This is a genomic window from Rhizobium sp. BK491, from assembly GCF_014194925.1.
GTDB lineage: Bacteria > Pseudomonadota > Alphaproteobacteria > Rhizobiales > Rhizobiaceae > Rhizobium.
In genome coordinates this window covers 1-15,101 of the sequence record NZ_JACIAR010000026.1, presented here as the reverse complement: position 1 = coordinate 15,101, position 15,101 = coordinate 1, and the positions used below count along the sequence as shown (strand labels likewise).

Annotated in this window: 9 protein-coding genes; 6 read left to right on the top strand and 3 right to left on the bottom strand. The window is 55.7% G+C overall.

The window, feature by feature from the left end; genetic code table 11:
* Window positions 1-73: 73 nt before the first annotated feature.
* Both FHX05_RS29765 and FHX05_RS29760 read right to left on the bottom strand, forming a co-directional pair.
* On the bottom strand, window positions 74-355 hold the full coding sequence (locus FHX05_RS29765; protein WP_246699167.1) for a hypothetical protein: 282 nt from the start codon (window positions 353-355) through the stop codon (window positions 74-76).
* A 228-nt stretch (window positions 356-583) separates the two neighbouring features.
* Window positions 584-979, bottom strand: coding sequence for a hypothetical protein (locus FHX05_RS29760; protein ID WP_246699166.1), 396 nt, complete (start codon window positions 977-979; stop codon window positions 584-586).
* 472 nt (window positions 980-1,451) lie between these two features.
* Here FHX05_RS29760 and FHX05_RS29755 point away from each other — a divergent pair, with 472 nt between their 5' ends.
* Entirely contained in the window at window positions 1,452-1,967 is a 516-nt protein-coding gene (locus tag FHX05_RS29755) for an oxidoreductase (protein WP_112339029.1), read from the top strand.
* 185 nt (window positions 1,968-2,152) lie between these two features.
* The gene (locus tag FHX05_RS29750) at window positions 2,153-3,664 is read left to right on the top strand and encodes a hybrid sensor histidine kinase/response regulator (protein WP_183876423.1); all 1,512 of its coding nucleotides are present in this window, start codon (window positions 2,153-2,155) and stop codon (window positions 3,662-3,664) included.
* Here the strand turns inward: FHX05_RS29750 and FHX05_RS29745 are convergent.
* Window positions 3,651-4,517: a helix-turn-helix domain-containing protein gene (locus FHX05_RS29745; RefSeq protein WP_183876421.1), complete on the bottom strand. Its 867-nt coding sequence runs from the start codon at window positions 4,515-4,517 to the stop codon at window positions 3,651-3,653. The two genes, FHX05_RS29750 and FHX05_RS29745, sit on opposite strands and share 14 nt — an antisense overlap.
* A gap of 559 nt (window positions 4,518-5,076) precedes the next feature.
* Here FHX05_RS29745 and FHX05_RS29740 point away from each other — a divergent pair.
* The 4 genes from FHX05_RS29740 (at window position 5,077) to FHX05_RS29725 (ending at window position 14,865) form a co-directional block, all read left to right on the top strand.
* The gene (locus tag FHX05_RS29740) at window positions 5,077-5,214 is read left to right on the top strand and encodes a hypothetical protein (RefSeq protein ID WP_183876419.1); all 138 of its coding nucleotides are present in this window, start codon (window positions 5,077-5,079) and stop codon (window positions 5,212-5,214) included.
* A 1,465-nt stretch (window positions 5,215-6,679) separates the two neighbouring features.
* Window positions 6,680-13,717: a DUF4214 domain-containing protein gene (locus FHX05_RS29735; RefSeq protein WP_246699165.1), complete on the top strand. Its 7,038-nt coding sequence runs from the start codon at window positions 6,680-6,682 to the stop codon at window positions 13,715-13,717.
* 138 nt (window positions 13,718-13,855) lie between these two features.
* Entirely contained in the window at window positions 13,856-14,260 is a 405-nt protein-coding gene (locus FHX05_RS29730) for a hypothetical protein (protein ID WP_246699164.1), read from the top strand.
* A gap of 14 nt (window positions 14,261-14,274) precedes the next feature.
* Window positions 14,275-14,865, top strand: coding sequence for a hypothetical protein (locus tag FHX05_RS29725; RefSeq protein WP_183876415.1), 591 nt, complete (start codon window positions 14,275-14,277; stop codon window positions 14,863-14,865).
* Window positions 14,866-15,101 lie beyond the last annotated feature (236 nt).

Sequence of the window (15,101 nt, the reverse complement as noted above, 5' to 3'; positions counted from 1 at the left end):
TCAATCTCTAATCAGGTTGAGAGCCTGGCTGCCGCGTTCTGAGCAGCCGTGGCAATCGGTCGACGCGACTACCTCAAATTTTGCAACAGAACCGTCCTGTCTGCTGCGTCAATTCCTCATCCCAAAAGGAGGTATGGCCATTTCGCAGGCCAGCGAAGAAACGCATTGTGGTAAGCGAAAAGGCTTTTCTGTTTGGCGCTTCCAGCGCCTCTCCCAGATAAGCACGGTAACGCGTCTCAAAATCGTAACCCACAGGCAGGCCTTCAGCATGCGCAAAGTAGCGTTTGATCGCATGGTAAGCGGTTGCGCCGATATAGGCGCGATCTGCGAGATCTGGGTCACGAAACTGGGTCATACGGGCTGTCTCGCCATCGGCTGCGGTATGTCACCTTTTGCTAGGTCATGACACAACGGGGGTTCAGGAAGGCTTAATCGGCAGTATGCTTCGAAGGATCGCCATATAGGATGCCTAAGTCATGGATAATGTGGGATGCGACACGAAAGCAGCGGTTCGATTCCCTTCAAAAGCATTTATTGTGTTTGCAATAAATGGGCTTGGCCCGCCACAGCGGGTAGTAGCCACCTACCATCCAATATCCCAGGGGCGGGGTTTGCCATGAAAAATCACCACGCGCGCGTTGGTTGGGATTGAGCCATCCCCGCTTTCGTCATCGTAGTGCGCTTTGCGCACATGCGATTTCCACGAGACGATCTGGCCGGGCAGCACATCCTGCCATCTATCGGCGTGATCGAGCCAGAAGCGCTCGAGAAAGGCCTGGTCGCCGCCCTGTCGATAAAGGTCCATCCAATGCTTTGGTCGATCGGCCCATTCGGTCCAAATCGGTACGCGTTCCGCCTCCGGCAGATACATGATCGATGACTGCAAACCTTCCGGGCGATAAATATCGCGCATCAGGGCAAGCCGACCGATTGAAGCTATCTCGGCAAGATCTCCGACAATCGAGGTGTCGAGATCCATGAAGAGAATGTCACCAGATATCTCCTGCCGAAACAGCTCCATCTTCGACCACCAGCCGGGCCAATCATATGCCAGCGGAATTGTTTTGACGCCGCCGACTTCGATATCGCAGAGACAGCGAAAATCGGCGCCCGGAAGATGTTTCATCACCTGCGCCTGCAGGCGCACCACGTGCTCGGCCCTATACTCGCCGCCCGACCGTAGAACACAATAAACTGAGATCACGTTAAGTGCGCCTCACTGCAAATATCGTCTTTAAGATGCAGAATCCGCGAGAGCATATGGGCCGGTGCTCCAACTGTCATGGGGCGCCCCGCAAATTTTTGGTGTTGGTGCCGGGAAAAGCACAGTGCTCGCGAGCGCTTGTGTTTATGAGATTCTGCCGCAATCGCAATGAGGTACCCTTCGAAATTGACCGGAGTTGTGCCAGACTGCGTGGGGGTTGCAGGAATGGTTGGGTAGGTCTGGGAAGATGTTTCGCGCATTCGCATTGATTGTAATTGGGCTTTGGTTGGGTACCGGATTGGCGAATGCAGGTCCGCATATTCCGGAGGGATGCACGCAGAACGTTTTCCTGACGATCTCCGGCAAGATTGGAAAGACAACGGGCGCCGCGGGTAATGCCTATGAGATGTCGGAACGCGAATTCCTCGGTCTACCGCAATCGACGGTGACAACGTCAACGGCGTGGACCCCCAAGAGCGATTTTGCGGGGCCCTTACTCAGTAAAGTGCTGAGCGAGGTTGATGCGAAAGGGACGAAGCTGCGGCTCATTGCGCTTGATAATTTCAGCGTGGAAGTGGATGCCGATTATCTGGAGAAGTACGGCACCATCCTTGCCGTGAGCAAGAATGGCACCCGGTTGACTATCAGAGATTTTGGACCGGTCTTCGTCATGTTCCCCCGTGACAGTTTCAAGGAGCAATTGGACACGCCGGCCGCGGCATCATATCTGGTGTGGCAACTCTGCGGGATCGAAGTGGAATGAAGTTTTTCCATGTTGCATGGTTTAGCATTCCCGCATTAATCGTAGTCCTATGCCTTGGAGTAATCGGCTACAACTGGGCTGCCATTCGAGCTGCCTATGATCTCTGGGATTCCGCGAGCAGCAGAAATCCGTCCTTTTCTTATTGGCCGACAGCGCAGGTGCTGAGGGAACTTGAGGACGTCAGATTGGACCTGAAAGCAATTGCCGATGGATCCGCCGTCGAGCCAGACGCGCTTTCGTTTCACATCGATGTCCTGATTTCCGGCATCAATATTATCGTGCGACCCTCGCAGCTGAACGATAGCTTTAAAACGCTTCCGGGCTTTTCCGAGGATGGAGCCGCATTGGAAAAATTCGCGACAGAGGTCCTGCCCGCAATCAAGCCCGATATTTCGTCAGCCGATGCCCAGGCATTGTTGCCGAAGCTGGAGGAAATGGCCTTTGTCGTGGACAGAGTCTCCAAGGCGGCGATGGATCGGGACAGCCAGTTGAAGGAAAAGGCTTTCCAGACGATTCAGGCAGGGCATGTCATCATCCTGGTAATTGCCGGCCTGCTGTTTTGTGCAATCCTGTCCTTCATTATCATTTCAATCTTTTATTGGCTGGCGATTGCCGCAAGGACACGTGCAATAGCGGCTGCCGAGGCGGCTGTCGAAGACAAGATCTCATTCCTCGCCATGGTCAGCCATGAACTCAGAACGCCGCTTCAGGTCATCGTTTCGGCGCTGGATATCCTGGAGCGTCCTCAGGATATAAAGGCGCGGAGCGAATTGACGGCGCGAATTCGCCGGGCGGCAAATAGCCTGGCGGTCCAGCTTCGCGACATGCTGACGCTGGCTCGAGCGCAAACGGGATATATAGAACTGCAGCCCGGCGTATTCGAAGCTGGAGAGCTCGTCCGCGAGGTGCTGGAAAATTACCGGGAGATGGCGCAGGCAAAGCATTTGCAGCTGCGGCAGATAAGTCCGAATGAACCGATTTTCGTGGTGGCGGACAGTGAGCGCATTGCGCAGCTGTTACACAATCTCGTTTCGAATGCAGTGAAATATACGACATCCGGTTTTGTCCAGGTCGATCTTGCGCCATTTGATGAGAAGGCTGGCGAACTTTCCCTGCGCGTGACCGATACAGGACCAGGCCTGCCGTCGAGGATGCTTGAGAGCGGCGTGGATGCGAAGGGTCCTTTGAGCCTTGGCGCCGGCCGCGGCATCGGTCTATCGGTGGTCCAAACCCTGTTGCGTCAGCTTGGCGCGCGAATGACGGTCAGCCGTCCGCCCGAGGGCGGCAGCCTGTTTGACCTGTCAATTCCCGCAGTCCACGCGGAGGGACACTCGCAGGGAGCGAATGGCGATCAGAAACGGGTGCTGGTCGTTGACGACCATCCTGACCTCCTGAAAGGCTTTTCGGCGGTGCTCGAAGAGCTTGGTTTTGCAACCGACGTAGCATCCTCCGGCATGGCGGCACTGAACTATGCCGCTGCACATGCCTATTCGGTGATCTTCATCGATCTCGACATGCCGGTCATGACCGGACCCGAGCTTGCCGCCCAGATCCGGAAAACGAATTTGGGCTACAAGCCAAAGCTCGTCGCCATCTCAGCCGCCAATGCTGGCTCCAGGCAGACCCCGTCACTCTTCGATGCCATGCTGAGCAAGCCGATACGGCAGCAGCAATTGCGGACGATCATGCAGTTTTGAAGCTGGCGTTCAAGGCGGCGATGAGGATTGGCATGCTTGCTGGCTTGGTGAAAAACTTCAGATTGTACTGCGCCAAAGCAGCGGCGATGTTCTCCTCGTCGACATTCCCGGTCCTGATCTGACCGGTCAGGATGATGATCGGGCAAAGCGCGTTACGCGCGCGGATATTCTCGACCAGTTCCAGTGCCGTCTGGCGCCGCGCATCCCGTTCGATGATCCAATCCAAGACATAAGCGTCGAAATCGGTCTGATCGTAAAGGGCTTGGGGGTCGCTGAAGGCGACGGCATCAAACCCCGCCGTCTCCATATACTGTACGATTGTCTTGGCGGTATCGGCGTGATCGTCCAGAATGGCAACCCGGCGCCGTGAGGCAGTCGGTTCGATCAGCAGACGGGTAACGATATGGGCCGGTATGATCGATCTGGCGTCTGCCGGCATGACCCGCCACGATCCATCGATCTCGGCGGCTATCAGCGTGCCCGGCGACACCTGACCAACGATAGTACCCAGGCGGATGCGGCAGGGCACGATGTGGTTGTTGATGACGATGGAGGCGTCGACAAGGGCATCTGCATTTTCTGAAGTGACGAGTTCCTGCAACGTCTCGCCAAAATGCTCGGCGACACGCTTCAATTCCTCAAGCGACCAGGAGGCATTGGTCGTCAGGCGACGGTTTCCAGCCGAGTAAGAAAGGCCGAGGATTTCGGAGACGGTGACGGCAAAACGGTACTTGGGAATGCCGTGCCGTGTCAGCAGCGCCGCGACGCATCGTGCCGCAAGCGCCGGTTCGCCTTCTGGATAATCCGAGCGCATTTCGGATATATCGAGATCATTTTCGCTTATTTCGCTCATTCTTCAAGGGTCCATTATTGCAAATGAAAAAAACGCGCGTATACGTAGAGCAGATGTGCTAATTTCGTTAGAATCTGGAGGGATTAGGCGCCGTCTATGTTGCGGTTCATAGCTACTATATGTCGGCGTCGCGCGATCGCAAGAAATTTGAATGAGATTGCAGGTGTGAGTGGGTAAAGCGGCAGGGCGCGGCCGGCAGCTGGTTAACGGCTTGAACGGTTAGCTCTGTGTGGACCGCAATGATGAAGGCATGACTAACTGGAAAGCCGGGCGGTAGGAAATTGGTTATGTCGAAAGATCTTGAAGATGAAAGAAGTAGAAGAGCATAGGTCACTTCGAGTTATTTCTCTGCGTGAAAAGCTAATTCGCCTCGTGTTATTAGCTTTTCTATTCGCATTTTGCTATATAGCTGTCTGTACATTTAGCAATAACATCGTGATGTACATCGTCGGCTGCTCTTATATTTATATATTCTATTGCGTAATGAAGGGGAATGAATTTTCCCCGCATTCTTTTACAATCGCAACAAGAACCGGAACTAACATTTGGGAGAATGAAAATGGGTGATGATGTGGGTGTGAGTCCTTCCGCAGGCAGCAAGTCTGGCTCCGATCTTTCGGGCAGTTTTAATGATACTGATACGCTGGGCTTCGTATCCAATTACGGATCCAGTTTTCGGCAGCTTTCGCTGGTTTAAAGAGCCATATTAAAACCGTGGCTAAATATACCCCGGAGTCGGCGTCAGAATTATCTCATTAATTCAAAAGTGGTTCGCAATGTATTCCAAAAAACTTCTTCTATGATTGCGGGGAAATACATGGAGCTTATAGATTACGTCAACGGAGCTTTTTATTTATTAGAAGCTATTGTTTTGGCAATAATATTTATTGTTTTTTTTTACAAGCTCATTTCCGGGAGGATTAGCATAATGAAAATGAATTTCAAGAAAACAGACCAAGATAAAGATTCGGAGGAATAACATGGGACAATCACAAAACGGGTTGGTGAGTAGCAATCCAGATTTCAACTCTTTCAGTTCGCTAGATTGGTCAAGTGAACTGAGTAAAACCAACTACATTGGAAACTCGTCTTATATTTCTCAGGGCTTCTTCACTAGCACGCAAACTAAAACCGCCACTTTTACTCTCGCTATTTCTCTTCCCGGAGCATTTGCGAACTGGACTCCGCCAGCTACTTTGAATGTATATGGGCCAGATCCGGTGACTGGAGAAAAGGCTGTTAAATCCTACCCTATTGGCGGTATCTACGGTCCATCATTCGTAACGATAGATGTTGGCTACCCTCAGGAAGTTGGACCGGCTGCCGGTGCATTTTATGTTGCTGTACAGGGCAGTTTGCCGCCAGTTAAGGCTATACCCGGAATATTGAAGCCACTTCCACAGATAGCAGCTGTATTCAACAATTTACTCGCTCCTCAAGCGTATAGGATACAAATTTATGACCAACTCGTTGACGAAGCCACTCCCGTTGTCGCTGTAGCTCCTCCTGTTGCGCCTTACTCCGGTCCATTTAACCTTGATCTCGCGCTGAACCCACCAACGCCGGATAGCGTTGGTCCTGTATCCTATACCCCTGTTGATCCAGTTCCTCCAACTCCGGTCACGCCGGTCGACAGTTCCTCCTGGGATTTCGGCTTCATGCCCAATGTTCCAGATGTTCCGGTAGCGCCAACGGCGCCCACAGCGAACTTTGAACCGTATTACGGGGGACTTCTTAATGACCTTGGGTACGATGGTTCACCTAATGGCGGTTATTATGGCAGCGCTTCCCACAGTGCGACAGAAGATCATGCGGGGAAGTCCGCGGATGACAATATTGGAGGAGGCTATTCATCATCCCATAGTGCGACGGAGGATCATGCCGGCAAGTCCGCGGATGATAATATCGGAGGCTATTCGTCATCGCACAGCGCGACAGAAGATCACGCGGGTAAGTCTGCGGATGACCATATTGGGGGCTATTCGGGGTATAACAACTGGGGAGGCTCTGATGATGCCAGCGATAGTACCAGAAACGGTGGCGACTATGGTTCGGAGATCGGTCCCGTTCTTCTTGACATCTCCGGCAATGGCCTGAACCTCAACACGCTCGCAACTTCATCGCAATTCGTGAATTTGAACGGCGACGGCTACCAGCATCGGATGGCTTGGGCAGGCAACGGCACGGGCGTCCTGGTGTTCGACGCCGATGGCGACGGCAAGATCAGTAGCTCGAAGGAGTTCGAGTTCACGCAATGGGACCCCACGGCGACAGGCGACCTCGAGGCGCTTAAGGACGTCTTCGACACCAATGGTAACGGCAAGCTCGATGCCGGCGATGCGCAATGGTCGAAGTTCAAGGTCATGGTCAATGGCCAACTGGTGTCGCTGGATTCGCTCGGGATCACCTCGATCGACCTGACACCGAAGGGCAGTGGCCAGAGTTTTAGCGACGGCTCGGCCATTACCGGGACGACGACCTATACGAAGTCCGACGGTTCGACCGGTGCGGTTGGCGACGCCGTTCTGGCCAGCGATTCCAACGGCTATATTGTCAATTCGACCGTGGTCACCAATGCCGACCAATCGAAGACGAATACGATTCAGGCCTACAATGCCGACGGCAGCCTGGCTTTCCAGGATCTGGTGACGACCAGCGCCGAAGGCAACAGCGTATTGACCCAATTCGATGACGACGGCAACGGCACCTATGACCGCTCGCAGACGGATGTCACGACGGTCGCTTCCGGCGTCCGCACACGGGCCGTCACGAATTTCAACGCCGATGGCTCTGTTCTCAACAGCACGACGACTGTCACCAGCGCCGACCACAATACGATCACGACGACCATTGATCAGGACGGCGATGGCAAGGCCGACCAGAGCCAGATCTTCATCACCAATGCCGATGGTTCGACGAGCACGACGAAGAAAGTGCTGAGTGTCTCCGGAGCGGTGCTGAGCCAGGTGCAGGTTCTGTCCAGCGCCGACGGCCTGACTAAGACGACGAAGACCGATATCAACGGCGATGGAGTCTATGACGAGGTCGTTTCCGATGCCACGGTTGTTGCCGGCGATGGCTCGCGCACTCGAACGGTGGCGAACAACAGCTCGAACGGCACCTTGCTGTCGAGCGTCACGACCGCCACCAGCGCCGACCGGCACACCAAGACCGTGACCAGCGATCTCGACGGCAACGGCACGATCGACGAGCGCGATCTGACCCAGACGACGATTGCCGCCAATGGCGACGTGACAACCGTGGTAACCATCACCAACGGCGATAATTCGGCCAGAAGCAAGGTGACGACGGTCGCGGCCGCAAGCGGCCTGTCGACGACGACTTCATCTGACGTGACCGGCGACGGTGTTGCCGATCTCATCCATTCCGACGTGACGACTGTTGCGGCCGATGGCTCGCGGACGGAGATGATTCAGGACACCAGCGCCAGCGGCGTCCTCCTGTCGCGGAGCGCCACCGTCACCGGCGCCGACGGCAAGAGCAAGTACATCGCCGTTGATGCCAATGGCGATGGGGCTGTCGAGAAGTCTACGCAAATTGTTGTCGCTAGCGATGGGACAATCACAGAAGTTGATAGTACTACCAACCCGAATGGCACGGGAGTTTCTAGAGTAGTGACGATGACCAGTGCCGATGGGTTGTCCAAGACGATCTACAATGATGTCAATGCCGATGGCTACTATGAGAGCGTGACGACCGATGCCATTATTGCGGCCACTGGAGGCGCCAGGACCGAGACGGTCACCACCAAGAGCGGCAATGGCACCTTGATCGGCCAGACGGTGACGACCACCTCGGCCGACAGCCTGACGCAATCGGTACAGTCCGATCTCAATGGCGATGGGACGTTCGATCAGACGGTTACCGATGTGATCACCCTCAACGCCGGCGCACGCACGGAAACGGTCACGGCGAAAAGCGGCAACGGAACCCTCTTGAGCCAGACGGTGACGACGGTCAGCGCCGATCGCAAGACGACGTCGGTGACGAAGGATGTCGACGGCGATGGTCATATCGACACCGCCTCGGCCCAGATCATCGCCGCGGACGGCAGTCAGGCGACGACCACGATACAGGCCAGTGCGGACGGTGCTCTCCACCGCAAGACCGTAGTGACCGTCAGCGCCGACAAGCTGAGGACGACCACCGCGGATGATCTGAATGGCGATGGCACGGTCGATGTGACCACCGTCGATCAGACCGTCATCAATGCCGATGGCAGCCGCACCGAAACGGTGACGGACAAGAGCAATACGGGCGCTCTGCTCGACAAAGTGACGACCATCACCTCGGGCAATGGCCTCACAATCACCGTGCAAAAGGATATCAACGGCGATGGCATTGTTGACACCAAGACGGTGAAGGCGACTGCCCTCAACAATGACAGTTCGAAGACGACCACGACATCGGATTATGCCGGGACCTCTCTCACCGACCAGACGAAGGTAATGGCCAGCGCCAATGGCTTGGTGACGACGACCTCCTACGATTATGACGGCAACGGCACGGTCGATCGAACCGAAACTGCCACGAAGACACTGAATGCCGACGGTTCAACCTCACTGGTGGATTCCGTCGCTACGGCCAGTGGGACGCTTCTGTCGAAGACCTCCAACTCCGCGACGTCGGACGGCAAGACGGTGACGAGCCAGGTCGATCTCGATGGTGATGGTAAGTTCGATGTGAAGACCACAAGCGTCCTCGATGCGACGGGGCTGACGACCAAGACCGTCGAGACCTATAAGACCAGCACGACGACGCTTTCCAGCCGCACAGTCACCACGACGGCGGCCAATGGTCTGTCGGTCACGACAAAATCCGACATGGATGGCGACGGCACCTTCGAGCAGGCGCTCAGCGATGTCACGACCTTGAATGCCGATGGCTCCCGCAGCGAAGCTTTCTCGCGTTCGACCAACGCAGCTCCGGTGGAACTGACAACGGTTACGACCGCCGCCAGCGGCTTGAGCAAGACAACCGTCGTGTCTGACGATCTGACCGGAGCGACAATCCGTAACGAGCTCTACCGTCTCTACCACGCCGCATTCGGCCGCGATCCGGATGCCGCCGGTTTTACCACTTATACAACAAAGCTCAAAGCGGGCACGACGGCCATTCAGATCATGGCTGAGCTCATCGGCTCACTCGAATTCGCGCAAAAGTACGGTACGCTCACGGATCTGCAATTCGCGACCCTGATGTATCAAAACGCCTTGGGGCGGGCACCTGAAGCAGGTGCCGCTGAGGGTTGGGTGTCTCAGATCGCGGCCGGCGCCACGCGTGCGCAACTTGCCCAGCAATGCGCGGATTCGGCCGAGGGGCAAGCGCACACTGCCGCAGGCGCGCAAGCATGGGCGATTGCCAATCCCTCGATCGTTCTTTCGGCGGTCAGGACGACGACCGATGTCACCACGCTCGGCGCGGATGGCTCGACAACCGAGGTCGTCACCAATAGCGGCGTGATCTCCAACAAGACGACGACCACGACGAGTGGCGACGGCAAGACGGTCACGGTCACCTACGATATCGACGGGAACGGCGTCGTGGATCAAAAGTCCGTCACGACGAAGAATGCCGATGGAAGCGTGACGCAGACTTCGTCCGACCTGACGTCGGCGGGTGCCGTGGCGCATTCGAAGACGGTAACGACGGGTGCCGGCGGCTTCAATACATTGGTCAGCTACCACACCGATGGAAACGGGGCCGCCAACAAGACTGTCTCGGACCTGACGACGCTGAATGCTGATGGCAGCAAGACGACCGTCGAAAAGACCTATACCGTCAATGTTACCGGTTCGCTCGTGCTGAGCGCCGTAACCCAGATCGATACTTCCGCCGATGGGCTGACGGTGACGACGAAATGGGACCAGACCGGCTCCGGTACCTTCACCAAGAGCCGCACCGACGTGACCGTTCTGAATGCCGATGGTTCGCGTACTGAGACCGTCAGCTATTTCACCGGGGCGACGCTGACCAGCCGCTATCTGACCACCACCAGCGCCAACGGCCTGTCGATCACCTCGCAATCGGATCCGACGGGAGCTGGCACCTATGCCCAGACCTCGACGGATGTCACCGTAATCAATACCGATGGAACCCGGACGCGCACGGTGTCGACCACCAAGGCAGATGGTTCGCTGATCTCGAAGTTCGTGACGACGACGAATGCTGACGGTCTGGTCGTTTCGACCAACGAACAGCGCACCGGGCTTGCGACCCAGACGATCAGCGATACGGTGGAGATCCTCGGCGACGGCGCCAAGCGCGAGACCGTCACGACCACGGATGCGTCCGGCAAGCTGATCGACAAGACGATCACGCTCACCAGCGCCGACAAGAAGACGGTGAAGATCGATCGCGATGCCAACGGCGATGGTGTCATCGATCAACATCAGCAGACGGTCACGGCAGACTCCGGTGTCGTGACGCAAACTGTCACGGATTATAAGTCTGCCGGCGTGAAGGCCGATAATTCGACGACCATCACAACGGCGGATGGCCTCCAGACCAACACCGATTGGGACCTGGATAGCAACGGCACGGTCGATCGCCGCCGTGTCACGGTCAATACCAACAATGCCGATGGCAGCAAGACCACGGTCATCTCCGATACGGATTTGACAAGCGGCAAGCTCGCTTCGAAGACGACGACCCAGCAATCTGCGGACGGCATGGTTCGGACTACCTCCAAGGATGTCGATGGTGACGGCACCGTCGATCAGGTCGAGACGCTCACCGCCGACACCACTGGTGCGGCCATCTCGATCGTTACCAACAATGCCACCGCCCAGAAGACGAATTATCTTCAGGCCGGCAAGGTCTACTGGAAGCAGGCGATCGCCGCCAAGGTCGAGACTGACAGTTCCGCCGATGGCCGCACGAAAACGGTGAAGTATGATTATGACGGCAATGGCACCTTTGAGGTCGTCATGCAGTCGCAGCTTCAGGCCGATGGCTCGACAGTGGCCACCGTCACGGAGACGAATTCTAGCGGCGCAGTGATTGCCAAGGGCACGATCACGACCAGCACGGATGGCCTGATCACGGTCCTGAGCAAGGATACCAACAACGACGGCGTGATCGATCACACAGAAACTTCCGTCATCCACAATGATGGCTCGATCACGCTGACGAAGGTCGATCTCAACGCCAGCAGCGCGGTAACGCAGACGGTCGTCGACACCGTTTCGGCGATGGGTAGCCTGACTCTGCGCGTGACTAGCAACGGGCAGGGTCAGAAAACCTCGCAGGTGGTGATCGCCGCCGACGGCAGCTCGGTTACCACAAACTACAATGCCGCCGGTGGGCAGGTATTGAGTGTCATCAACGCCAACAAGGCCGGCATTCCGACCTCGGCCGTCCTTTACGATCCACTGAATGCCAATCCCTGGAGCCGTGTCGAGCAATCCTTCGACGCATCTGGCAAGAAGACCTTAGAGAAGCAGTTCAACGACGACGGCACCCGAACGGAGATCACCTTCTACACACCGACTGGTGCCCAGCAACATGTCGATTTCTTTAACGCCGGGGGCGTCCGCACAGGCAGCATTGACTACGACGCGACTAATTCCCAGCCGTGGACTCGGAAGGACGACGCCTTCAACGCCGCAGGCCAACTCCTGGCGGAAACCACTTATATCGACGATGGATCTCACACAGTTCATAGCTTCGATCCGAGCAACAGCCAGCCATGGGCGAACATCGATCAGGAATATAACGCCGCAGGGAAGATCACGCTCATCTGGCAGAATAATGATGATGGAACCCATAGTGTCGATACATATGATGCCGGAAACGCTGCAAGTTGGTCGCGTATCATAAAATACTACGATGCCGCCGGTCGGATGTTCCAAGAGAACGACTACATGGATGACGGATCGAGCGGCGTATACAGTTTTGACGTTAGCAACACGCAATCTTGGTGGCGTTATGCGCAGCATTTCAATAGCGCTGGTCAGGCGGACTATACCGAGCAGAATAATGATGATGGCTCACATACCACCATCACCTATGATCCAACCAACGCGCAGAGTTGGAACCGGCTCGATCAAAATTTTAACACAAACGGCCAACTCGTTTCGCAGGTCGCCTATTATGATAATGGCACTAAGGGAATCTGGTTCTGGGATCCGACTAACGCCCAATCATGGTCCGAGATCGACCAGTCGTTCAACACCGGAGGCCAGATGACCAATCAGAACGTCATTTATGATGACGGTAGCAAAATTCTCTATGCTTATGATCCAAGCAATACTCAAAGCTGGTCACAGATCGCTGATGCCTATACATCCTCCGGAAAATTGATATCGGATACGAATTATTCGGATACGAACGGAAAATACACCGTCACGACCTATGATGTGAATAACAACCAACCCTGGACGAGTTTAGTACAAAACTTCGTCAATAGTGTTATTAACAGCGCGACCTCCTACAATGATGACGGTGGTTATACAAACTACCAATATGATAGCTCGGGCAAGAACACCGCCTGGCAGCGTTATGCCTACCAAGGCGGCGGACATCAAAATCCCTATATAATGGTCGATCAATGGCCGGCGCAGCATTATGGACATGGCCCGGTCCTTCTCGATCTGAACGGCGACGGCCACATTGACCTGCGGCCGCTCGACACCAATGCGCTCGCCACCGGCTCGTCCGTGACCTTCGACTGGAACGGTGACGGTGCGCGCGATGGTACTGCCTGGGTTGGGTCCCAAGACGGCTTCCTCGCAATCGATCTTGGGGAGGACGGCCAGGCGGGTCCAGAAGGCAAGATCGATCAGTCGAAGGAGCTTGCCTTCTCGGAATGGGCAACGCCCGATCAGGTGGCGGCCAATGGTGGCTCGGTATCCGACCTCGACGGTCTGCGTCTAGCCTTCGATAGCAACCACGACAATGTGCTCGATGCCAGCGATGATCGCTGGAGCGAGTTCCGCGTCTGGCGCGATGCCAACCAGAATGGTGTCGTCGACGATGGCGAACTGCAGACCATGTCGGAAGCTGGGATCAAGCTCATCAACCTTCTTTCGACGACAGACGGCAGCCAGTCCTTCTCGGATGGATCGGCGATCACTGGCACGAGCTCCTACCAGACGAGCGATGGCACATCGCATTATCTGGTGGGAGACGCCACGCTCGCCTATCAGCCGGCGATCCCGAAGCAGAATGCAGCGTGATAGTCGGCAAATGTGAGCACGCCTGCCGCCCCTAACCGGCAGGCGTGTTTCCAGATCAACCTACCGTGAATGCAATCAATGCCGATAGGCCGATCCAGCGCCGGTGCGGCATGTCGGCGTCAAGCCAAAGAGATCGGAATGAAAAACTATCGTGTGATTTTTACCGCAATTACTATGGCTGCCTGTTCTGTTTCGGCAAACGCTGACCCTGTGACGACCAAGGGTGGTTATGAATACGACAAGAACATGCTGAGCAATCCTGCGGCCCTCAACTGGAACATCGAGCACTGCAGCCACTCCGGCATTACGCCGGAGGTTCAGGAGAAGCTTTCCAAGCTGATGAACGTGACGCCGGCCAACGTCCGTTTTGAATATTGCCGTCGCATCCTCACCGCCTACGCCAAGGGTGCCATACCCTACGACGACTACGTTCAGTTCACCCGAAGCCGCGTTTTGACCGCGAGCATTGCGAGAGCGTTACGGATTTCTGGTTCCCGCCTGGTAGAATCCCATCGGCAGCATCATAAATCGTCAGGTTTCTAATAGATGGTGCTGATGTGAAACGCGAGGATGCGACTATTAGAGCAAAACGCCATGTGCTCGCGATGAAGATTTCAAGCATTTTCCTGCCCGCGATCGCATTGACGGCACTGGTCTGTGGGAACGCGCATGCTTCTACTGACGCCTGCCAACCAATCCGAAATGCTATCGACCAACAAAACGAGGCCCAGCAGATGCAAGTGAGTGCTGCGGTTACCTACATCGATAGCGGCAGGTCTTACTACTACGACACTTTGTATTCCGGCAGCAAAGTCTACTCACGTAATCGTAATGGTCCTTGGGAGGTCGGCACGCGCAGGATCGTGCCTGTGATTGTTGATGGCAGACCTGCCATTTACGACTGCCGTTTCGTCGGAACCGACCACATCGGATCAGCTACCGTTATGGCCTATACCTATAGGCGTTTTATCCCCGATCATACCATGGATGTAAGGGCATTGATCGACGCAGCAGACGGAAAATTTCTGCAGACGGAAATCGTGTTCGGACCGTTTCCCGATCATAGGACGAAGTACACCTTCAGCTACGGCCCAAATCCACCACTGCCAACAGTAGACGAGCGAACGCTTTGGCATCCGCCACATTGATTGCAAGGAAACGTCCGCGAGATCCCAACCAAGATGGACCAAACAGTCACCATTGAGCCGCCTTTACCCTCGGCCACACCAGTGGACGATGTAAGACGCCCAGACAGCGGCCTTGCGGCGGTCGCGGCGATTGCCGGCTATTTCCGCATCGCCTCGAACCCGGATGTCCTGGCCCGCGATCTCGCTTTGTCGAAGCCGGCGGGGCGCAGTGACCTGCTGCGTGCGGCCAAGCTTGT

What these genes read in the sequence shown, in the direction of transcription:
- FHX05_RS29765 (WP_246699167.1), bottom strand. Translation starts at nt 355, where the DNA reads ATGACCCAGTTTCGTGACCCAGATCTCGCAGATCGCGCCTATATCGGC.
- FHX05_RS29730 (WP_246699164.1), top strand. Translation starts at nt 13,856, where the DNA reads ATGAAAAACTATCGTGTGATTTTTACCGCAATTACTATGGCTGCCTGT.
- FHX05_RS29760 (WP_246699166.1), bottom strand. Translation starts at nt 979, where the DNA reads ATGGATCTCGACACCTCGATTGTCGGAGATCTTGCCGAGATAGCTTCA.
- FHX05_RS29755 (WP_112339029.1), top strand. Translation starts at nt 1,452, where the DNA reads ATGTTTCGCGCATTCGCATTGATTGTAATTGGGCTTTGGTTGGGTACC.
- FHX05_RS29735 (WP_246699165.1), top strand. Translation starts at nt 6,680, where the DNA reads ATGGCTTGGGCAGGCAACGGCACGGGCGTCCTGGTGTTCGACGCCGAT.
- FHX05_RS29740 (WP_183876419.1), top strand. Translation starts at nt 5,077, where the DNA reads ATGGGTGATGATGTGGGTGTGAGTCCTTCCGCAGGCAGCAAGTCTGGC.
- FHX05_RS29745 (WP_183876421.1), bottom strand. Translation starts at nt 4,517, where the DNA reads ATGAGCGAAATAAGCGAAAATGATCTCGATATATCCGAAATGCGCTCG.